We start from the raw sequence: 21380 nt of genomic DNA, 5'->3' as shown, positions 1-21380 counted from the left end.
ATAATGTATAAAGGAGAAAGTATGAAAAACACAACCAAGACAAAAAAACGTTCCTGGATCCTGCGCTTTCTGGATAAGATCGAAACCGCAGGGAACAAGCTTCCGACACCGCTCACCATATTCTTTTACTTAGCTGTGGCGGTAGTCATCGTCTCCGGTATCGGTTCGGCCCTCGGGTGGAGCGCCGCAGGTGAAATGTACAACTCAGGCAGCGGTACGGTGGAGGAGGCCACGGTATCGATCGTCAGTCTGTTCAGCATTAAGGGGCTTCAGTACATGCTGACCTCCGCGGTAACCAACTTTACCAGCTATGCGCCGCTGGGATTTACCATTGTGATCATGCTGGGAATCGGCGTGGCGGAAAGCTCCGGCTATTTAAACGGCCTGATCCGCAAGGTGGTTAAGGTGACGCCGGCTGCGCTGGTGACACCGATGGTCGTCTTTATCGGCGTTATGACAAACGTGGCGGAAAATGCCGGCTATGTTGTCTTTATTCCGCTGGCTGCCATGATCTTCAAGGCATACAAAAAGCATCCCCTGGCCGGTATTGCCGCAGGATTTGCCGGTGTATCCGGCGGCTTCTCCGCAAACTTACTGATCGGTTCCGCGGATGCCACCTTATCCGGTTTCTCTACTGCAGCAGCACAGACGCTGGATCCGTCCTATACGGTTACACCGTTGGGAAACTGGTTCTTCATGATTGTATCGACGATCCTGATCACCATTGTGGGAACCTATATTACTGAGCGTGTGATTATCCCGCGCCTTGGGCCGTATAAGGAAAATGGAGACGGAACTCTGATCGAGGCGTCAGACAGCATTTCCGCGAAAGAAGAAAAGGCATTAAAGGCAGCTAACTGGGTATTTGTAGGAATCGTGGCATTCTATATCATCTGCTGTATTCCGAAAAATTCCTTTATGAGAAACCCGGAGACCGGCAGCTTAATCGACGGTTCCACCCTGATGAACGCGATTATTCCGCTGTTCACCCTGCTGTTTTTCATTCCTTCGTTTGTGTATGGGAAAATGTGCGGTACCTTCCAGTCCGATAAGGATGTGGTGGCTTCCTTTAATAAGGCCATCGCTTCCATATCCGGTTTTGTGGCAATGGCGTTTGTTGCGGCTCAGTTTACCAATTACTTCAGCTATACCAATATCGGCCGTGTTCTGTCTTTCAAAGGTGCGGAGCTGTTAAAGAGCTTAAATGTGAACTCGGTTGTTCTCGTGATCTGCTTTATCCTGGTTGCAGGCTTTGTGAACCTGTTTATGGCTTCTGCATCCGCGAAATATGCGATCTTCGCTCCGGTATTCGTACCGATGTTTATGAAGATGGGATTATCCCCTGAGCTGACTCAGGTGGCCTACCGGATCGGCGACAGTACCACCAATATCATCGCACCGGTTATCGCATGGATTCCGTATATCCTGACGATTATGAAGAAATACGACAAGGATACCGGCTGGGGAACCCTGGTTTCCTCCATGCTACCGTACTCCATGGCCTTCTTATTCTTCTGGTCTCTGCTTCTGGCTGTCTGGATGATCGCGGGCCTGCCGTTAGGACCTGGAGCGCCTGTATTTTACGGAGTTTAATGGAGTAAAACAGTTGACGGGGTACGCCGGGTGCCCATAGTGAGGAGGAAGAACGATGTTTGAAGAGAGAGTAGGCCGCGTCTTACATAATATGGAGAAGATGGGCCTGGAGCAGATGATCATCAGCGATCCGCCGTCAGTCTTTTATCTGACCGGCAGATGGATACTGCCCAATGAGCGTTTGCTGGCATTATATTTAAATAAAAATGGGAACCACAGGCTGTTCATCAATAAACTGTTTACCGTGGACGGCGATATCGGAGTGGAGAAGGTCTGGTTTTCCGATACAGACCCGGCCTGCCAGATGATTGCAGACTGCACAGACCACGGCAAACCGCTGGGGATTGATAAGAAGATGGCGGCCAGGTTCCTTCTGGAGCTGATGGAACTGGGAGCCGGTTCTTCCTATAAAAATGCGTCCGAGTGTGTGGACGGAGCCCGCCGGATCAAGGACGAGGAAGAGAAGGAAACGATGATTCTGGCGTCCCGGTTAAATGATGAGGCCATGGCCCGTTTCCGCGGCCTGATAAAGGAAGGCGTGACGGAACTGGAGGTTGCCGCAGGAATGTGTGCGATCTATAAGGAGTTGGGGACGGAAGGGCCATCCTTCGGCCCGCTGGTGAGCTTTGGGGCCAATGCGGCCATCGGCCACCATAAGCCGGATGGAACGGTTTTAAAGGACGGAGACTGTGTGCTCTTCGATGTGGGATGCAAAAAAAACAGCTACTGCTCCGACATGACCAGAACGTTTTTCTATAAGAATGCAAGTGAAAAGGGCAGGGAAGTGTATGAGATCGTAAAGAAGGCTAATTTAGCTGCCCAGGCGGCCATGAAGCCGGGCATGAAGTTCTGCGAGATCGATAAGGTGGCCAGGGATATCATCACGGAGGCCGGATACGGCCCATTTTTCACACACCGTCTCGGCCACTGTATCGGAATCGAGGTGCATGATGCCGGAGACGTGTCCTCCGCGAACCAGGACGTTGTGCAGGAGGGCATGATCTTTTCCTGTGAACCGGGAATCTATCTTCCCGGCGAGCTGGGAGTAAGAATTGAGGATCTGATGCTTGTGACGGCGGACGGCGCCGTGAGCCTGAACCGGGATTCCAAGGAGATGGAAATCATCGGCTGACGATCCGGACAGATACGCCGGGGAGGAAAAAGTAATCTGGAATATGGTACTGCTCAAAGAAAATTTGCAAATAGACTGGACAGAAGCAGGGAATCTGTGGTAAATTGTCATGGCGTCATTTTTTACTTTGACAGGAGGATATTTTCATGGGAGCTTATCAGTTCAAGATTATAATAAAAGGAAGTAAACCACCGATCTGGCGAAGGGTCCTGATTCCGCAGGGAATTACGTTCGAGACGCTGCATCAGATGATTCAGACGGCATTTTGCTGGTCGGACTGCCATCTCTTTGAATTTGAGTTCCGGACTATGGGAATTCGTGTAACCGATGACCGGCTGGAGGAGGAGTTTTCGATGCCGGGAACTGTTTCCGGCAGTACGGTTATTGATGAACTGGTGGCTGATACGAAGAAATTTACGTATACATATGATCTGGGTGACAACTGGGAACATACCATTGAGGTGGAGAAGATTCTGGAAGAAGACACGGAGCCGTATGCGCGGGTGGTGAAGTATAAAGGTGATGTCATACCTGAGGACTGCGGCGGAATTTACGGGTATTATCACCTTCTGGATATTCTTGCAGACCCGAAAAAGCTTGAGGAATTAAAAGCGGAAAACGGGATCGATTACCTGGAATGGGCCGGGAACCAGGGAATGGGAACCTATGATGTGGAGCTTGTGAATGAAAAGCTGAAGGCGTTGTCCTTTTCGGAGGGGCGTGTTCCGGAGTCGGGAAAGCTGCTGCTGGAGGATATTTTCGGCTGTTATGATAAAGAAAGTATCACAGCACTGGCAAAACGCCACGGTATGAGCGGATATTCGAAGTATAAAAAGGAAGAACTGATCAGGGAGACTGTGGACTATTTAATCCGGCCGGAGGTGATGAGACGGTATTTCCTCTGTGCAAGAGATAAAGAGATTGAGCTGTTCGAGCAGATTCTGGAGGGCAATGGCTGGATTCCGTTGTATGAAGACGAAAATATAGATTATCTCTACGCAGGCGGCTATGTGACAGAGGCCGTTCAGCAAGGGACGTATCTGGTGGCTGATGATGTGAAGACGGCTTATGGAGTAATGAACACGGAGCAGTTTCAGGCTGAGCGCAGCCGCATCAGCCGGATCGGTGACTGCCTGTGTGCGGCCAACTCGCTGTACGCGGTGTCACCGGTATCTGCGGTACTCGATATCTTTAATGAGTATGCCTCCCCAAAGCTGACGGAAGGAGAACTTCTTGAGGCGTATGAAACGCTTTCTGCGGCCCGTCCGGTCGTGGAACTGGTTGATGGAAGGTTTGTTGACCGTGTACTGGCGGAGCAGAATACATATGAGGAACTGTACCGTATGCAGAGGAATATTCCTTACTATATTCCCTCCCTGACCGAGTTGAAATTTATGGCGGACAATGGCGGCTTCCTGATGGGGAAGGAGCTGCAGAAACTCGGGGAATTCCTGACTGGTGAGCTTGGTGTTAAAGATGAAGTGATTCCGGATATTCTGCGTGATGTCCAGTCTGCAATCAGTGTGGGTGCAAATTTACAGACCGTGATAGACGAGCTTGGAAATTACGGAGTCGTATTTTCTGAACAGCGGGAACTGGAGAAGTTCTCGAACGTGATTATAGACGTGTGGAACAACACACGCATGGTTATGAATCACGGGTATACACCGCATGAACTGGTCAGGTATGGCTTCAGTGAGGCGCCGGGACAGAGGAAAAATGTTCAGAAGATCTATCCGAATGATCCGTGTCCGTGCGGAAGCGGGAAAAAATATAAAAAGTGCTGTGGAAAGAAGTAATACCGGCGAAAGAAGCGGAAGCTGCCTGATGGGACAGGGGCTTTCGCTTCTTTTATTTGGAATTGGAAATGGAATTAAATCCTAAAAAATGAGATAATAATAAAAAGTTAGGAAATAATTCCTAACTTTTGTTGACAATGGAATAAAACAGGATTAAAATGTATATAATAGCAGAAAGAAAGGAGTGACAGAATGACAAAAATTAACCGTGAAGAGTATATGGACTGGCTGATCAGGTGGAAGGACCGTCAGATTATAAAAGTAGTTTCAGGCGTGCGCCGCTGCGGGAAGTCTACGATGTTTGACATGTTTCGGGAATATTTACTGACAGACGGAGTGAGCCGGAGCCAGATTATCATGCTTAACTTTGAAGATATTGAGTACGAAGAATTAACGGATTACCAGAAACTGTATTATTATATAAAAGAACGATTGCTTCCGGATCAGATGAATTATATATTTCTCGATGAGATTCAGCATGTAGCCGATTTTGAGAAGGCGGTGGACAGTCTTTTTATTAAGGAAAACTGCGATGTCTATATCACCGGTTCCAACGCATACTTTATGTCGGGAGAGCTGGCGACGCTTCTTTCCGGCCGTTATGTGGAGCTTAAGATGCTGCCGCTGTCATTTGCAGAGTTCTGCAGCACTTTGACGGAAACGGATTTTTCACTGCAGCAGAAATTCAGCCGGTATTTGGAATACAGTTCGTTTCCTTACGTTACACGTATGGGATTGGAATTAAAAGACGCCAAAGAGTATCTGATGGATATTTACCATACGGTTCTTTTAAAGGATGTCGTGGCAAGGCTTAATATTTCCGATATCACCGTATTGGAAAATGTAGCAAAGTTTCTGCTCCACAACGTTGGAAACCTGGCGTCTCCCACGAAGATTGCCAACACGCTGAAATCACAGGGGACAAAAGTGGATCAGAAGACCGTGGATAAGTATTTAAGGGGTCTGACAGACAGCCTCCTTCTCTACGAGGCGGGCCGGTATAATATTAAAGGAAAACAGTATTTGACACAGCAGTGCAAGTACTATGCGGTTGACATCGGCCTCCGCAATGTTCTGGTCCGGGGAAAAGACAGTGATATCGGTCACATTTTGGAAAATGTCGTCTATCTTGAACTGCTCCGGCGCGGCTTCCAGGTCCGGGTCGGCCAGATGAATGACGGGGAGGTGGATTTTGTAGCCATGAATTCGGAGGAAACCGTCTATTATCAGGTGGCTGCGACCACGCTGGAGGAATCAACTCTGGAACGGGAACTGGCGCCTCTCCGGAAGATTCAGGATAATTACCCCAAATACCTTCTGACCCTGGATGAATTGTTCGGAAACGCGGATTATGAGGGAATTAAAAAGAGAAATGTGCTGGAATGGCTTTTGAAAGAAAACAGATCACTTTAAAGCAGTGAAAAGCTGAGAATACAGTGTTGGAATTTTAATGGTAAACAGGTATACTATAGGTAACACAGATGCTGGATAAGTGCATTTATCACATGGAAAATACAGGGGGGAAAATGGACGAATATTTATTTGACGATTTAAGTATGGAATTAAGGTCATTGTTTGATATGGTAAAGGAACCGCTTGTAGAGTCATTTTTTTTAAAAGGAGAGCCGGATCACTGTCTTGGAACGTGCTTAAAAAGATGTCCGGAATCTCTTCTGGATGTAATAGCTGAGGAATATGGACTGGAACTGGGGAGAGGAAAAGAAAGGAAAAGACAGCTGGAGTCGTTGGAACATAAGATTATTGAGGGGCTGTCCGCAAAGATCGAAGCAGTGCCGGCAAATGAGCTTCAATTGCTGATAAAACTGGCTGTTGAAGAGTGTGAGACAGAAGAAGCGGCAGAGGGGCTCAGCCTGCAGAAGAACGGCTGGGTATTTTACTATGTTGACGAAGAGGAAATGAATACAACTCCCGTGGTTCCATATGAAATTGTGGATAAGATAAAGGAGTTAGCCGGGGAGATGGGGTTTGCCTCACGTATGGCTTACTATGAGATGGTTCGAAGTTATATCAGTACATTCCTGAGGCTGTATGGAGTCTTTGAAACGAAATGGCTGTTTGAGGTAATCAGGAAGCACGATATTCCGGCGGAGAGTGCGGAAGAGGAAAGTACGGCAAAGGAAAGTATGGCAGAGGAAAGGACGGCGGAGAAGTCAGAAGATATACCGGAAAAAAGAGACTGGCTGCCAGACGAAGCGGCACTATCAGATGAAATGTTGGAAAAAACGGTCGTCAGGCTGAAAGAGGAATCAGAAAATTTTGGGTTGGAGGCGGGATATCTGTTTGATCCCGATTTAGAAGATGAGGAGGAGTATAAAGAGCGCTTTGATGCGGTGAAGGACATGCCATATTATGAGCCATCCATTGAGGACCTCCTGTTTTACCGTGAGAACTACATTGATGAGCATTTGAAAGAGTACCGGATATTAAAAGGGTATCTGAGTAAAAGAATGGACAGCAGTATGGAGGCGGAGCAGCTGTTGAGGGAACTTTCCATTGAAGCCGTGGAGGAATTGGGTGGAATATTTGCAGTTTCAGAGATTATGGAAAGATATGAGGGTATTTTTTCTTCCGGTGAGGAGTTAAAAGAATTTGAACAGCTTTTCAGGGACTGGGAAGATCATGTGCGAAAATGGAATAACCGTGGATTCACCAATGCAGAAATGAGAGCGCGCGGGGAACATGGCTGCCAGACAAAAATTGAATGGGATCTTACCAAAATAAAGTTTAAAGCGAATACGCCTGATCCTGACGCTCCCTGTCCATGCGGCAGCGGGAAGAAATACAGGCAGTGTTGCGGAAGAGTGAAGAAGTAAGGTATGTGTAATGACCAGAAAATCAAGAATTCATTATGAACTGGAAACAGGGGAGATTACCAGCCTTAAGCCTGAAGAACTCAGGGCCATATTAAGAGCCGCGGATGAGCTGATTGCAACAGGAGGCCGGGGTATGCTGGTAAAGATATTAAAAGGCTCAAAAGATAGGAAAGTGCTGGAATATAAGCTGGACCAGTGTCCAGCCTACGGCTATTACCATGATCTGACGATGGATGAGATCAGCAGACGAGTAGACTTTGCAATTGTAAAAAGGTATCTAAGGATTGAATACAGTGGCCGCCTTCCCATGTTGGTATTTACGGATAAGGGATGGGAAATAGAATGTGAAACGTATACGGAAGAGTGGTTTCAACGTTTTGAGGAGGCAGTGACATCAAAGGTACTTCATCTGGATATGTTTGAGGAGTTAAAGAGGGTTAACCACCAGGTGGTATTTGGACTGCTGAACCGGATAAAGGAAAGGGGAGATAAAGAGTACATTCCTCTTTTGAAGGCATGGCAGGAAGGTGAAGTACGCAAGGTCAGAGAGAAACTTGGGGGAGTTATTAAATTTTTGGAAGAAGGCAAGGGGTGTGAATAGGATACGATACGCTGGGATGGTGTGGAAGATCGTATGAAGAGGAAAGGAACCTTCGCGATGAGAGGAATGACAGAGAGAGATAAGAAACTGCGTCTGCTGTACGGAGCTGCGTTTCTGGTGCTGATGGTGGTGGAAACGCTGATTGCCCTGTACGTTCACGACAAAGTGATACGTCCCTATGTGGGAGACATGCTGGTGGTTTTAGTAGTATACTGTTTTGTCAGGATCTTTATCCCGGTGAAGGCGCGGCTGATGCCGCTTTATGTGTTCGTGTTTGCGGCATGTGTGGAAGTGCTTCAGTATTTTGATCTCGTGACGCTGCTGGGACTATCCGGAAACAGATTTGCCAGGATCGTGTTCGGCTCGGTGTTTGACGTGAAGGATCTGGCCTGTTATGCGGCCGGGTGTCTGCTTTTGGAGGTCTGGGAGCGGAGAATCCGAAGATAAATATGCGGAAAGACGGGACAGAAGCGGGAAGAACCGGGAAGTGGCGGGAAGAACCGGAAGTGGCGAGAAGAACCGGTATAAAAGAGGCAATAAAAAATGAAGACAGCCGATAAGGAAATACTGGTTCTTAAAGAAAAGTAAATAGGTATGATAACGCAGTACCCGGTGATTTCTGAATATGGAATACCGGGTATTTTTCTGTGTTTTCCGGTTATATGCCACCCGGTAATCCGGCAGTATGGTTCTCGGGTTTAAAAGTCTGAAACGGTTGTTGGCATTTTTCCGGGAAGCAGTTATACTATAAGTATTCTATTTGCAGGAAAGGGGGAATCCCCATGAGTGATACAGAGACGATAACAGAGCTGCCGAAGTCGACGCGGCCACATTTAACGCAGCCGCATATAACACAGCAACTTCCATCACAGGAGCTCCTGATACAACCGCAGTACAGCTTCTTAAAAACAGATCCCCATCTGGGAAAACACATCATCCTGCTGGGGCTGGCAGGCAGTTATTCCTATGGAACGAACAATGAAAACAGCGATATTGATGTCCGGGGCGTGACATTAAACAGGAAATCCGATTTGATCGGAATGACCTCCTATGATCAGTATACGGATGAGAACACGGATACCGTGATCTATACGTTTAACAAGATCATCCGGCTTTTGCTGGAGTGCAATCCCAATACATGTGAACTGCTGGGGCTGAATGAAGAGCACTACTTATACTTATCCCCAATCGGGAGGGAACTGCTTGCCAACCGCCGTTTATTCCTTTCAAAGAGGGCGATCCAGTCCTTCGGAGGATACGCAGACCAGCAGCTGAGGAGGCTCCAGAATGCGCTGGCGCGGGACCGGATGGCTTCGGAGGAACGGGAAAGACATATCTATAATTCCGTAAAGAACGCCATGTATGAATTCAGGGAGCGCTACCGGATTTCCGATTACGGAACGCTGAAAATCTATATCGACGAGGCGGAGAATCCGGAGATGGACACAGAGATTTTTCTGGATGCTCAGTTTTCCCACTATCCGCTGCGGGATTACCGGAACATCTGGGGTGAGATGAATAACATTGTGAAAGAATATGATAAGATTGGTAAACGGAACCGGAAGAAGGATGACAACCATCTAAATAAGCACGCCATGCATTTAATCCGCCTGTTTATGATGGCGATCGATATACTGGAGAAAGAAGAGATTATTACGTACCGGAAGGACGAGCATGAGCTTCTGATGAAAATCCGCGGGGGAGAATTTCAGAAGGAGGACGGCACGTACCGGACGGAATTCTATGAGATTCTGGCTGATTACGAGAAACGGCTGCACGAGGCGGCTGAGAACACATCGCTGCCGGACGAACCGGATTATGAGCGTGTGCAGGAATTCGTCATGAGTGTCAATGAAAGGGTGGTAAGAGATGAGATATAAGGATTTTGAAGGAACTCTGGAAGACCTGGTAGAACAGAAGCTTCAGGAGATCGAGGAAAAGGAGCACGTGCGGATTCTCCACGCGGTGGAATCCGGAAGCCGTTCCTGGGGATTCGCTTCCCCGGACAGCGATTATGACGTGCGGTTTATCTATGTGCGCAGACCGGAAGATTACTTAAAGCTGGAACCCGTCCGTGATGTGATTGAATGGGAGCTGGACGAGACGCTCGATATCAATGGATGGGATTTACAGAAAGCTCTGAGACAGTATCACCGATCCAATTCCACGCTGTTTGAATGGTCCAATTCTCCGGTTGTTTACCGGACGACGGAGGAGTGGAAGCAGATTCATCAGGAGGCGTCCCCGTATTTTTCCGTAAAGGCGTCTATGTACCATTATTATGGAACGGCGAAGAGTAATTTTATGGAGTTTCTGCAGGGGGACACTGTGAAATACAAGAAGTATTTTTATGTGATCCGTCCGGTTCTGGCATGTCTGTGGATTGAGGAGCGTGCATGTCCGCCGCCGGTACTTTTTTCGGAGCTGATGGAGGCGGTGCTTGGGGATCAGAGCCAGAAGGACGAGTATCGCAAGGTGCGTCAGGCCGTGGAACGGCTTCTGGAAATCAAAGCGCTGACACCGGAAAGCGGTGCCGGGGCAAGGATTGAAGTGCTCAATTGTTTTATAGAAGAGCAGCTGGAGCACTCGAAAAAACTGCTGGATACCATGAAGGATGACAGGACGGACAGCTGGGAGACGCTGGACCGGCTGTTCCTGGAACATGTTTGCAAAGGAAATGCAGAAGGGAGAATTCTTTGAAAATGACAATGGATCAATCATTACTGGAAAAAAAGCCGTTTCGTTTTATCGTAGTCGGTTCCGGCTGGAGATCGCTGTTTTACTGGAGAATTGCCTGCGCATATCCTGAATTATTCACCATGGAGGCCATGCTCTGCAGGACGGATGAAAAGGCCGGGGCTATGAGACGGCAGTACGGTGTGCCTGCGATCACGTCAGAGGCGGCCTGTGAGGCGATGAAGCCGGACTTTGTGGTGATTGCGGTGAACAAGGCTTCCATCTTTTCTGAGACGAAGCGATGGGCTAAAAAGGGATATCCGGTGCTCTGTGAGACTCCGGCTGCCTTAAAACTGGAAGACTTAAAGGAACTGTGGCGCATGAAAACGGAGGAGGGGGCTAAGATACAGGTAGCCGAACAGTACTATCTGTATCCCTCCTTTGCAGCAGCCATGGAGGTGGTCAGACGCGGCTATCTGGGGGATGTGACTATGATGAACTTATCTGCCGTCCACGATTACCATGGAGCCAGCGTGATCCGGCGTATGCTGGGGACGGGACTTCAGAATATGACGGTTTACGGGAAGGAGTATCCGTATACTCTGGTGGAAACGGATTCCAGAGACGGCGCCGTCACCGACGGACGAAGGGCTGAGAAGACGAGGCGCAGATTAACGTTCGAATTTGAGGGCGGGAAGACGGCTTTTTATGATTTCAGCAGCGCACAGTACCACTCCTATATCCGCAGCCGCCATTTAAACGTTCAGGGGCCGGAGGGAGAACTGGATGACTGGATTGTGCGGCGGATAAAGGAAGAGATTCAGCCCTCGGGAAGACGTTTTCTGCCGATGGAGCAGACCATGAGTGTGGAGCGGGAGGCGTCAGGCAGCGGGATTATACGGATTTATTTGGGAGAGGAACAACTTTATGTAAATCCATTTGTACATATGGGGCTGAAGAAGGTACTGCCCCAGGATGAGACTGCTATTGCCGTCCTGATGATGGGGCTGAGGCGCTATATTGAGGAAGGGACGGAGTGCTATCCGCTGGCGGAGGGGCTTCAGGACGCTTACACGCTGATTCTGATGGAAGAGGCACTGAAAGATCCCGGGCGGCTGGTACGGTCAGAAACCCAGATATGGGCGGGAAAACAGATTTAGGATAATTGCAGGGCAGACAGGTTCAGTCAGAGAAACGGAGTAAAGAGACGGCATGATACAGATAAAGGCAATTAGAGTGGAATCCAGTCCCCAGTCTTTTACGAGAGGAAACCAGCTGTACAGGAGCGGGATGGTGGAAGACCTGGATTTTCAGAAAAGCAAAGGGAGGCTGGAGGCAAGCGCATGGGTGGAGGGGTCTTATGACAACCGCTACCAGGTGGAAATGACGTATGATCTGAAGCGTGATACATTTACAGAGTATTACTGTGAATGCCCGGCCTACCAATCGTATGACGGGATGTGCAAGCATTGTGTCGCGGTTGCGCTGGAGATGATGGAACGGGAAGCAGAGGAGGAGGAAGCAGAAGAGGAGGCAGCAGATGCTCTGGCTGGCGGAGCAGCGGAACGAAGAGGGAGTAAAGCAGATGCTGCTTCGCGTACCGTGTCAGGCAGGGCATCGGCCAGCGCGTCGGCCGCTGCTTCCAAGATTAGGCAGCCGCCGACGGATACCGCGGTTAAAAAACTGATTTTTTCCAGCACCATGCGGGAAAATGCCCACTACTTTCAGCCGAATTTAAATGGAAATATCAGGCTGGTTCCTGCCCTGCACCGCAATGCGGAGGGTTGGACGGTTGAGTTTAAAATCGGTTCAGACCATCTGTACGTATTAAAGGATATTACCGCAATGGTAAATGCTCTAAAGGAAGAAAAGTATGTATACTATGGACAGAAACTGGCTTTTTACCATGTAAAGAGCGCATTTACCCAGGAAAGCCGCAGACTGGCGGACTTTTTGGAAGACTGTGTGAATCAGGAGCAGGACTTTATTACGGAACTGTATATGGTTCGCCGCAGTTATCTGCCCACAGCGGCCACCGGACGGAATCTGGTTCTGTCCGGTGACAAGATGGTGCGCTTTTTGCAGGCAGTGGGGCCGGGAGTGATCGCTCTGGAATCCAGATTCTCAGACCTGGCCCGGATCAGGATTGTGGAAAAGGATCCGGTTCTTGGCTTCTTCATTGCGGAACGGAGCGGAGGGGGATGCCTCCTTTCAGTTCCCAAAGGGGAAGCATTTGCAGGCAAGAGCGGGCTGTGTGTCCTGGAGGGAGACACCATCTACCTGTGCAGTCAGGAATTTAAAGAGCGTATGGGTGGTATATGCAGTCTGATGGAGCCCTATAAGAAGCAGGAATATCATATCAATGAGGAAGATCTGCCGGTTCTCTGTGCTTCGGTACTGCCGTCACTGGAGGAGTTTGCCATCCTTAAAAAGCCGGATTCGCTGGAGCGCTATCTGCCGAAGCCGTGTGAGATACTCGTGTATCTGGATTATGTGGACCGGACTCTGACTGCATCTATTTACAGTCAATATGGAGACGCGCGCTATAATCTGATTGAGGGACTGGAAGTCAAGGATTTATACCGTGATATGGAAAAGGAGCAGTATACGGCTAAGCTGGCGGCCGGGTATTTCAACTGTGTGGATGAGAAGAAACAGCTGCTGTACATTCCGGAGGAGGACGAGGAGGCACAGTACCGTCTGCTCAGCACTGGAATTGCGCAGTTTCAGCAGATCGGTGAGGTATATATTTCCGATTCTTTAAAACGGCTGAGAGTTTTAAAGGCGCCTAAAATTACAATGGGGATTGCCCGTAACAGCGGATTGCTGGATATTACGCTTCAGACGGAGCGGTTAGAGGCGGGAGAACTGGAGGAACTGCTGTCCAGCTACCGGAGGCGGCGGAAATATTATCGCTTAAAGAACGGAGATTTTCTGGAGCTGGAGGACAACGGGCTGTCAGCGGTGGCAGAGCTGGCCGAGGGGCTGGAACTGAGTGCCGGGGAGCTGGAAGCGGGCCATATCCGGGTTCCGGAATACCGGTCCTTCTATTTAGACCAGGTTCTCCGGGAGCATGAAGGGATGCTGGAGGTAAAGCGCAGTTCCTCTTATAAGGCATTTCTGCGGTCCATGAAGAATGTGGAGGACAGCGACTATGAGGTTCCTGCCGGTCTGAACGCGGAGTTAAGGCCGTACCAGAAGTTTGGATTCCGGTGGCTCATGACGCTGGGCGCCATGGGATTCGGCGGAATTCTGGCCGACGATATGGGGCTGGGGAAGACGGTACAGGCGATCGCATATCTGGCGGCGGTGAAGGAGATGCGGGAGACGGAGGGAAGTGACGGGGAGATAAGAGGTGCGAAAGCAGGCGATGCAGAAATAAGCGGTGGGGCGGCAAGCAGCGCGGTGGTAGGTGAGGCAGAGACAGGTACAGCGAAAGCAATTGCCGGAGATGGCCGGAAACAGGAAGCTTCCAGGCGGAGCCTCATCATCTGTCCTGCATCCCTTGTCTATAACTGGGAGAGTGAAATACACCGGTTTGCCCCCGGACTGACAGTGGATACGGTTGTGGGAAGTGCCGGGATCAGAAAGGAAAAGATAAAGGAGAGCAGAGCGGATATTCTGCTTACATCCTATGATTTATTAAAACGGGACGTGGAGGCGTATCAGGAAACGCTGTTTGATACTGTCTTCATAGACGAGGCGCAGAATATTAAGAATCACGGAACGCAGGCGGCAAAGGCAGTGAAGGCGGTCAGCGGTGCCAGACGTTTCGCCCTGACCGGAACACCCATTGAGAATGCACTGAGTGAGCTGTGGAGTATTTTCGATTTCCTGATGCCCGGATTCTTAGGCGGTTATAAGCATTTTAAGGAGAAGTATGAGCAGCCGGTGACAGCAAGACAGGATGAGGTGGCGGCGGAACGGCTGCGGCGGATGATCCGGCCGTTTATCCTGAGGCGGTTGAAGAAGGAGGTCTTAAGGGAGCTTCCGGATAAGCTGGAAGAGGTGGTGTATTCCCGTATGGAGGACGCGCAGAGGGAGATTTATGAAGCCAGGGTGCAGAAGCTGCTGGATTCACTTGCGAAGCAGAGTCAGGAGGAGTTCCGGGTAGGGAAGCTGCAGATTCTGGCGGAGCTGACCCATTTACGCCAGCTGTGCTGCGATCCGTCGCTGGTCTACGAGAACTATAACGGCGGGGCGGCCAAGGTGGACACCTGTGTGGAGCTGGTGAAAAATGCGGTGGAAGCGGGAAATAAGATCCTGCTGTTTTCGCAGTTTACGTCTATGCTGGATATTATCAGGAAGCGGCTCGACGAGGAAGGGATCGGATACTATATACTGACAGGGGCTGTATCCAAGGAGAAGAGGAGTGAACTGGTGCGGGCGTTTAATGAAGATGATACGCCAGTATTCCTTATTTCCTTAAAAGCGGGAGGAACCGGGCTCAACCTGACGGCGGCCAGTATCGTGATCCACTTCGATCCGTGGTGGAATCAGGCGGCTCAGAACCAGGCCACCGACCGGGCCCACAGAATCGGCCAGCAGCAGGTGGTCACAGTGTACAAGCTCATTATGAAAGACACGCTGGAGGAGAAGATCCTGGAGATGCAGGAAAAGAAGGCGGGGCTGTCTGAGGAGATTATCACGGAGGGAAGTATCAGTGAGGTGATTGGCAGCAGGGATGAGTTCCTGGAGATTCTGCGCGGGGCGGCGAAGGAATCGGCGGGGGAATAGCGGACTGGAGAATGACGGAAAGAAACTGGCAGATGAAAGATATGGGGGATGAGGAAATACATGCTTAAGGTATTGATTGCAGACGATGAATATAAGGTGGGCTTCTTAGTAAAAAAATTAATAGAATGGGATAAGCTGAATCTGGAATTTGCCGGGCTCGTTCAGGATGGGATGACCGCGTATGAGAAGATATGTGAGTGTGCCCCGGATATTGTGATTACGGATATCCGTATGCCGGTTTTAAGCGGCCTGGAATTGATAAAGAAGGTAATTGATGAGGGGCGCAGTGTCCATTTTATTGTAATCAGCGGATATAAATACTTCGAATACGCCCAGCAGGCTATCAAATATGGTGTGGAGGACTATCTGCTGAAGCCGATTGACGAGGTGGAGTTAAACCAGATCTTAAAGAAGATTGCGGACACAGAGACGAACCGGGAGAAAGAAAGCCGCAGCGTGGATACGATGGTGAAAAAACTTCACGACAGCCGTTATATCCTTCACAGAGAGTTTTTAAATTCCATATCAGGGGACGGGGAGATGAATCTGGAGGAGGTCAATAAGAATTACGGCCTGAATTTCGGAGACGGTCTGTTTCGGGTTATCTGCTGTAAACTGGACGGCGACAACCGTGTGGAGAAAAATGAGCAGCAGATAAACCTGATCTTAAAAAAGACGGGAGCACTGGTAGAGCAGGCGTTTCAGGGATGTGTACGCGATATCGCCATTACCTATCAGAAAAATTCTGCCGTTACGGCTGTCCTCAATTATACGGCTGAATGCAGAGACGAGGTGGAACAGCGGATTGACAGATTGTTTCAGTCACAGATGGACTATTTAAGCGGATTTGAACACTACGAGCTGACGATGGGACTGAGCACGGAATGCGGGGAGTTCGGCAGACTTCACGTGGCAGTGGAGACGGCCAGGGAAGCCGTAGCGTGTCGGATTCTGGGCGGAGCCGGGAGACAGATTGACGAGCGGTTCATCGAACGGGATTCCACAGTCTGTGCGGAGGAGATCTGCGGGGAGCTGGAGGAGAAACTGGCCGGAGCCATGGAAACCGCAAGATACGACGATGTGAAGTATATGATCGGACTGGCGTTCCACGAGGCCAGAAAGCGCAGAGCATTTGCCAGTGAGTATTATCAACTGGCGGGGCTTCTGTTTAAGTGCTATCTGGACCATAATCCGTTTCTTCGTACCGTGGAAAACAGCGAAATGAGGGAGCGCTGGAATGAAGGTGCGGGAAACTGCAATTCTGTTTCAGCCTTAACGGAGTATGTGGCAGAGCAGATAACCGCCGACCTCATGGAGTGTGTGGAGGCGAACCGGGAGAAAGAGCGAAGGCCTGTCTTAAACGCCGCAGAGTATATTAAAAAGAATTACAGCCAGAAGATTTCCCTGGAAGAGATCGCGGAGCGGGGCGGCTTCAACATGAATTACTTCTCAGAACTGTTTAAGAAGGAGATGGGAAAGACATTTACCGCCTATGTGACAGAGGTCCGGATGGAGGAGGCCAAAAAGCTTCTGAGGGATACGGATCTGCCTGTTTACGAGGTGGCGGAGGACGTGGGCTATAAGGATTCAAAATTTTTCAGTCAGCAATTTGTTAAGAACGTCGGAATCAAGCCTATGGAGTACCGGAAGCTTTATTATTAAGAGATGGAGAAGCGGGATGATGATTGCTGTGACAGCGGCGGTACTGGCATCGGCAGCCTGTGTGCTGCTGGGGATGTACTGCCTTTATTTAAAAAATAAAATAAAAAACGTGGAAGCTGAGCGGGAACGCCAGCTGTCTGAGCTGGAGGTAAAACTTCAGGACGAATATTCAGTACGCATGGTGGACAAGCAGGCCAAGCTTTCCGCGCTCCAGAGTCAGATCAATCCGCACTTTTTGTATAATACGCTGGAATGCATCCGGAGCGAGGCGCTTCTCTATGACTGTGACAGCATTGCCAGAATGGCCAAGGCGCTGGCATCATTTTTCCGTTACAGCATCAGCAAGAAGGAGAATATCGTGACGCTCCGGGAGGAATTCAATAATATCGAAAATTATTTCCTGATTCAGAGTTACCGGTTTGACGACAAATTCTCGTTTGAGATACTGGCCGCGCCGGAAGATAGGGAGGCGTATTCGTGCCTGATTCCCAAGCTGTCCCTGCAGCCGATCGTGGAAAATGCGATTTTCCACGGGCTGGAGACGAAACCGGATAAGGGGAAGGTGACAATCCGGGTTGAGATGACGGAAAAGAATGTCATCATCATCGTATCGGATGATGGTGTGGGAATCGGCAGAGAGGAACTGGAGCAGATGCGGGATTCGCTTAAAAACTCGAAGAAAGAGACGGAGAAGGAATGCAAATCTCCGGGTGAACGGGGCAACGGAATCGCGCTTGCCAATGTCAGCCAGAGAATTAAACTGATTTTCGGAGATGATTACGGGCTGAATCTATACAGTACGAAAGGAATCGGCACAGATGTGGAGATCATACTGCCGATTATGACGGATAAGTCATTGTTATGAAGAGAGAACTGCTGTTATTAAAGAAAGTGACTGTCCAGGGCATGGACAGCGGCAACCGGCTGTATGATGTGGACCTGATCCTGCGGGAATCGGAGTGCTTCTGCCTCGTCAGTGCGGTGCATCAGAAGGAAGTTCTGGTGGAATTTTTGCAGGGGCTGGGAAAACGGATTTCCGGAAGCGTAAGGATAAGGGGAAAGGAACTGCTCCAGGCTGACAGGAAGACTCTTGAGAAAAACAAAGTATTTGTGATAAGCAGGAGTACTCCGTATATGAATACTTTGAATATTGGTGAAAATATCTTTCTTCTCAGAAGAAACAGCCTGAAAAAGGTCTTAATTAATGAGCGGGCAATCCGAAGCCAGACAGAATACTATTTTAAAAAATATAAGATAGAACTGGATCCGGACGCGGAACCGGAGACTTTGAGCAATGCGGATAAGATTATCATTGGAATCATCAGAAGTGTGTCTCAGGGCGGTCGTCTGATCGTACTTTACGACACGTCGGGGGCATTTTCACAGAAAGAAATGCCGCGTCTCATTTCCCTGATTGAAACGCTTAAGGCAGAAGGGATCGGGATTCTGATCTCAGATAATAATCCGGAGGCGTTTTTCTGTGCCGCAGACCGCCTTGTTATCTTCAAACACAAGAAGATCGCAAAGAAGATATATGATCGTGAGCAGTTTCCGCTGGCGGCAGAGATCATTCTTCGCGGAACAAAAGCCGTGGATGAGAGCCAGAAGGAAAAGAAGAGAGGCGTCCCTTCCGTCCGTATTAACGGATTGAAGACAGGAGAACGCACAATTTCCATCGAGGCCTGCAGAGGAGAGATTGTGCTGGTGTCACGTGAAGCCGCACCCATAGACAGTCTGTGGGATCAGTGTCAGCGGCTTTCCGCCTGCGGCCCTGAGTTTATCATCGATGGAAAAAAGCTTCCGTCCCATACGATGGCTGATTTAGTCAAAAACAGGGTTGGAATGATGAGCTGTGAGGTATCCCGCATGGGCGTAATGGAAAATCTGACCAGAGAGGATAACATCCTGATGCCTTCTTACCGGAAGATCAGCGACAGACTGGGATTTTACCGTAAGGCATCTTCGTATATTTTAAAGGATAACTTTCTGTTTAAGGATGGGGAAGCCTTAGATGACATTGATCTGGGAAAAAATGGGTGGAAGCTGGTTTTCTACCGGTGGAAGCTCTTTAATCCGCGTGTCTTAATCGTTCATAACTGCATCACGGCTGCGGATTTATGGGAGCGGGACTGGATTAAAAAGCAGCTGCTTGAGATGGCGGAGAGGGGGACTGCCGTGATTCTGCTGGAAAATGAGGCGGCATTCTGTTCCGGCTTTTCCGACAGAGTATGGACGGAGGATCAGGCATGAAGGTACAACGGTTTATACAGATGAATTTCTTAAATATTGTGGTATGGGCCGCATTTTTCATCATGTGGGCGGCCGGTATGTCGAGCAATGTGTACTGGTCTGTCACACGCCAGCTTCTAACCATGATTTTTATGGTATTTGGCCTTATGATTCAGATGATAAGCGGCGTGCTGGATCTGTCCTTTGCTGCCGAAATCGCGGCATCGACCTGTATCGGTGCCTGTTTGCTGCGCGCGGGAACTCCTCTCGTGCCGGTGATGGCAGCAGTGCTGGCTTTCCATCTGGGACTCGGCGCGCTGAAAGGATATCTCACAGCCAGTCTGCGGGTCAATCCGGTAATTATCACTCTGGCACTTCAGATTATCGTAAGCAATCTGTCCGGTCTTTTTATCGGTGAGCATATGATTATTTTCGACCGGAAGGATGTGTACGCGAGCCACGCTTTCTGGCTGTGCCTGTCTGCCCTGGCGCTGGTTTCCAGTTTTCTCCTGTGGTTCCTTCTCAAACGGACCTACTATGGGAAATACCTTCGGATGCTGGGCGAAAATCCGGCCGCTGTCAGGGAGAGCGGACTGAATTATACGGCCATCCAGACGATCATCAGTATGGCGGCCTCGGTATTTTATGGAATTGCGGCGATGATCCTGCTGTTTATTACTTCATCAGGCAGTTCCTCAAACGGCAGCCATTATCTTTATCTGGTCATCGCAGCAGCCTGTATGGGTGGAATCAGTTTTTTAAACGGAAAAGGAAAGGTATCCGGCGCATGGATCGGAACTCTGAGCGCCGTCATGTTTATGCATATCATCGTAATTCTGGGAATCCAGAGCAGTTTTGAGACGATTCTGGAGGGTCTGATTATCATCATTTCCATTCTTTTAACAGTGAGGACTGCAAACAGCTGAAAATAGTCCCCTTAAATCTGAAAATCCCCTCATTGAGAGTTTGGCCGCGGCAGGGTATCATAAAGACATCAAAAAACTCAGGGAGGCAGCAAAAATGAAAAAACAATTAGCAGCATTACTTTGCGGAACCATGCTTTTGACAGCAGCGCTCAGCGGCTGTACCATGAATTCACCGGTTGAGGGAAAAGCGGAGACAACCACCGCGGCAAAGACAGAAGGAACGGTAGCAGCCGGCGGAGAGGCAGGCAGTTCAGAGGCAGCAGTCCAGAAGGCAAAGATCGGACTTCTGGCACCGACACTTCAGACCGAGTTCTTTATCAACATTGACGATGGTTTGAAGAAGGAATGTGAAGCCAGAGGCTGGGACTATGTGGCGGTCAGCTTTGACAATGACTCTGCGACAGCAGTTACTTCCATTGAAAATATGGTCACCGGAAAATGTGATGTGATCGTCGCCATGGTATCTGATGAATCGTGTGACGACGCTTTAAGGAAGGCTCAGGAGGCCGGAGTAAAGATTATTGAATGCGGTGTGCAGACGGAAGTATTCGACGTCTGCTTGAATACGGACCAGTATATGATTGGTAAAGAGATTGGAACCATGGCGGGTGAGTGGATCAACAGCACACTGGATGGAAAAGGAAAAGTAGTGGTTTATACCACTTTCCAGAATACGGATATGCAGAACCGCGGCAACGGAATTCAGGATGGCCTGAAGGAAGCAGCCCCCGATGCGGAGATTCTGGAAGTTGTTGATATCGGAAAAGACGTAGTTGGTTCCGGTACCACGACAACGGAGACCATGCTTCAGAAATATCCGGAACTCAACTGTATCGCAGCCTATGGCGACGCAGCGGCGGTGGAGTCATCAGAGGCTGCAAAGGCGGCAGGCAAGAGCGGGGACAGCTTCGGTATCTTCTCCTGCGATGGAACAAATCAGGCGTTAAAAGGAATTGCTGAGAACGATCCGATGCATGGAACTATCAAATTCGAAGAATTGGGTACAATTATGGCCGAATACAGCGAAAAGTTGCTGGCAGGTGAGACATTCCCGGAACCCATTCAATTTCCAACACAGCGGGTTTCTTCTTCTAACGTTTCAGAATTTTACACGGCGGAGTAGGAGCTGTCTGCCGCAGTGCTGCGGGGTCAGTTTTGCCGACATGTCTGTTTTCTGCTTTAGAATCGAGG

Annotated in this window: 16 protein-coding genes; all 16 read left to right on the top strand. The window is 49.3% G+C overall.

The window, feature by feature from the left end; all coding sequences use genetic code 11:
* The first annotated feature begins 21 nt into the window (after nt 1-21).
* The 16 genes from NE473_RS16355 to NE473_RS16280 all read left to right on the top strand — a co-directional run bounded on the left by NE473_RS16355 (nt 22) and on the right by NE473_RS16280 (nt 21312).
* Complete coding sequence (locus NE473_RS16355) at nt 22-1593, top strand: AbgT family transporter (RefSeq protein ID WP_196411666.1); 1572 nt, start codon at nt 22-24, stop codon at nt 1591-1593.
* A 55-nt stretch (nt 1594-1648) separates the two neighbouring features.
* Nucleotides 1649-2725 (top strand): M24 family metallopeptidase, encoded by a 1077-nt coding sequence (locus NE473_RS16350; RefSeq protein WP_055649613.1) that lies wholly within the window; start codon nt 1649-1651, stop codon nt 2723-2725.
* Between the two features lie 146 nt (nt 2726-2871).
* Nucleotides 2872-4524: a plasmid pRiA4b ORF-3 family protein gene (locus NE473_RS16345; RefSeq protein WP_006772193.1), complete on the top strand. Its 1653-nt coding sequence runs from the start codon at nt 2872-2874 to the stop codon at nt 4522-4524.
* A 192-nt stretch (nt 4525-4716) separates the two neighbouring features.
* On the top strand, nt 4717-5937 hold the full coding sequence (locus NE473_RS16340) for an ATP-binding protein (RefSeq protein ID WP_055649612.1): 1221 nt from the start codon (nt 4717-4719) through the stop codon (nt 5935-5937).
* A 113-nt stretch (nt 5938-6050) separates the two neighbouring features.
* Entirely contained in the window at nt 6051-7358 is a 1308-nt protein-coding gene (locus NE473_RS16335; protein WP_172682239.1) for a YecA family protein, read from the top strand.
* 10 nt (nt 7359-7368) lie between these two features.
* A complete protein-coding gene (locus tag NE473_RS16330) occupies nt 7369-7959 on the top strand; it encodes an RQC-minor-1 family DNA-binding protein (RefSeq protein ID WP_055649610.1) in 591 nt (196 codons plus the stop codon).
* A gap of 57 nt (nt 7960-8016) precedes the next feature.
* Nucleotides 8017-8406 (top strand): ribosomal maturation YjgA family protein, encoded by a 390-nt coding sequence (locus tag NE473_RS16325; RefSeq protein WP_055649712.1) that lies wholly within the window; start codon nt 8017-8019, stop codon nt 8404-8406.
* A gap of 335 nt (nt 8407-8741) precedes the next feature.
* Nucleotides 8742-9839: a nucleotidyltransferase domain-containing protein gene (locus NE473_RS16320; protein ID WP_155521575.1), complete on the top strand. Its 1098-nt coding sequence runs from the start codon at nt 8742-8744 to the stop codon at nt 9837-9839.
* A complete protein-coding gene (locus NE473_RS16315) occupies nt 9829-10659 on the top strand; it encodes a nucleotidyltransferase domain-containing protein (protein WP_055649609.1) in 831 nt (276 codons plus the stop codon). The genes NE473_RS16320 and NE473_RS16315 overlap by 11 nt, the downstream gene beginning before the upstream one ends.
* 2 nt (nt 10660-10661) lie before the next feature.
* The gene (locus tag NE473_RS16310) at nt 10662-11795 is read left to right on the top strand and encodes a Gfo/Idh/MocA family protein (RefSeq protein ID WP_055649608.1); all 1134 of its coding nucleotides are present in this window, start codon (nt 10662-10664) and stop codon (nt 11793-11795) included.
* 52 nt (nt 11796-11847) lie between these two features.
* Nucleotides 11848-15372 carry a DEAD/DEAH box helicase gene (locus tag NE473_RS16305; RefSeq protein ID WP_055649607.1) on the top strand — a complete coding sequence of 1175 codons (3525 nt, stop codon included), beginning with the start codon at nt 11848-11850 and terminating at the stop codon, nt 15370-15372.
* A 60-nt stretch (nt 15373-15432) separates the two neighbouring features.
* On the top strand, nt 15433-17034 hold the full coding sequence (locus tag NE473_RS16300) for a response regulator transcription factor (RefSeq protein WP_242866088.1): 1602 nt from the start codon (nt 15433-15435) through the stop codon (nt 17032-17034).
* A 16-nt stretch (nt 17035-17050) separates the two neighbouring features.
* A complete protein-coding gene (locus NE473_RS16295) occupies nt 17051-17899 on the top strand; it encodes a sensor histidine kinase (protein ID WP_155560818.1) in 849 nt (282 codons plus the stop codon).
* Nucleotides 17896-19284, top strand: a complete 1389-nt coding sequence (locus NE473_RS16290) for a sugar ABC transporter ATP-binding protein (protein ID WP_055649604.1) — start codon at nt 17896-17898, stop codon at nt 19282-19284. The genes NE473_RS16295 and NE473_RS16290 overlap by 4 nt, the downstream gene beginning before the upstream one ends.
* Nucleotides 19281-20189 carry an ABC transporter permease subunit gene (locus tag NE473_RS16285; protein WP_256265342.1) on the top strand — a complete coding sequence of 303 codons (909 nt, stop codon included), beginning with the start codon at nt 19281-19283 and terminating at the stop codon, nt 20187-20189. The genes NE473_RS16290 and NE473_RS16285 overlap by 4 nt, the downstream gene beginning before the upstream one ends.
* Before the next feature lie 94 nt (nt 20190-20283).
* Nucleotides 20284-21312, top strand: coding sequence for a sugar ABC transporter substrate-binding protein (locus NE473_RS16280; protein ID WP_055649602.1), 1029 nt, complete (start codon nt 20284-20286; stop codon nt 21310-21312).
* Nucleotides 21313-21380: the final 68 nt, after the last annotated feature.

Source organism: Hungatella sp. SL.1.14, assembly GCF_024460495.1.
In the GTDB taxonomy this organism is placed as follows: Bacteria; Bacillota; Clostridia; order Lachnospirales; family Lachnospiraceae; genus Hungatella; species Hungatella hathewayi.
The sequence above is the reverse complement of the archived record's forward strand: the minus strand, read 5'-3'. Positions and strand labels throughout refer to the sequence as shown.

Coding starts and splice junctions, on each gene's coding strand:
- NE473_RS16330 (WP_055649610.1), top strand. CDS start 7,369: ATGACCAGAAAATCAAGAATTCATTATGAACTGGAAACAGGGGAGATT.
- NE473_RS16335 (WP_172682239.1), top strand. CDS start 6,051: ATGGACGAATATTTATTTGACGATTTAAGTATGGAATTAAGGTCATTG.
- NE473_RS16295 (WP_155560818.1), top strand. CDS start 17,051: ATGATGATTGCTGTGACAGCGGCGGTACTGGCATCGGCAGCCTGTGTG.
- NE473_RS16325 (WP_055649712.1), top strand. CDS start 8,017: ATGAGAGGAATGACAGAGAGAGATAAGAAACTGCGTCTGCTGTACGGA.
- NE473_RS16315 (WP_055649609.1), top strand. CDS start 9,829: ATGAGATATAAGGATTTTGAAGGAACTCTGGAAGACCTGGTAGAACAG.
- NE473_RS16320 (WP_155521575.1), top strand. CDS start 8,742: ATGAGTGATACAGAGACGATAACAGAGCTGCCGAAGTCGACGCGGCCA.
- NE473_RS16340 (WP_055649612.1), top strand. CDS start 4,717: ATGACAAAAATTAACCGTGAAGAGTATATGGACTGGCTGATCAGGTGG.
- NE473_RS16280 (WP_055649602.1), top strand. CDS start 20,284: ATGAAAAAACAATTAGCAGCATTACTTTGCGGAACCATGCTTTTGACA.
- NE473_RS16345 (WP_006772193.1), top strand. CDS start 2,872: ATGGGAGCTTATCAGTTCAAGATTATAATAAAAGGAAGTAAACCACCG.
- NE473_RS16305 (WP_055649607.1), top strand. CDS start 11,848: ATGATACAGATAAAGGCAATTAGAGTGGAATCCAGTCCCCAGTCTTTT.
- NE473_RS16355 (WP_196411666.1), top strand. CDS start 22: ATGAAAAACACAACCAAGACAAAAAAACGTTCCTGGATCCTGCGCTTT.
- NE473_RS16350 (WP_055649613.1), top strand. CDS start 1,649: ATGTTTGAAGAGAGAGTAGGCCGCGTCTTACATAATATGGAGAAGATG.
- NE473_RS16300 (WP_242866088.1), top strand. CDS start 15,433: ATGCTTAAGGTATTGATTGCAGACGATGAATATAAGGTGGGCTTCTTA.
- NE473_RS16285 (WP_256265342.1), top strand. CDS start 19,281: ATGAAGGTACAACGGTTTATACAGATGAATTTCTTAAATATTGTGGTA.
- NE473_RS16290 (WP_055649604.1), top strand. CDS start 17,896: ATGAAGAGAGAACTGCTGTTATTAAAGAAAGTGACTGTCCAGGGCATG.
- NE473_RS16310 (WP_055649608.1), top strand. CDS start 10,662: ATGACAATGGATCAATCATTACTGGAAAAAAAGCCGTTTCGTTTTATC.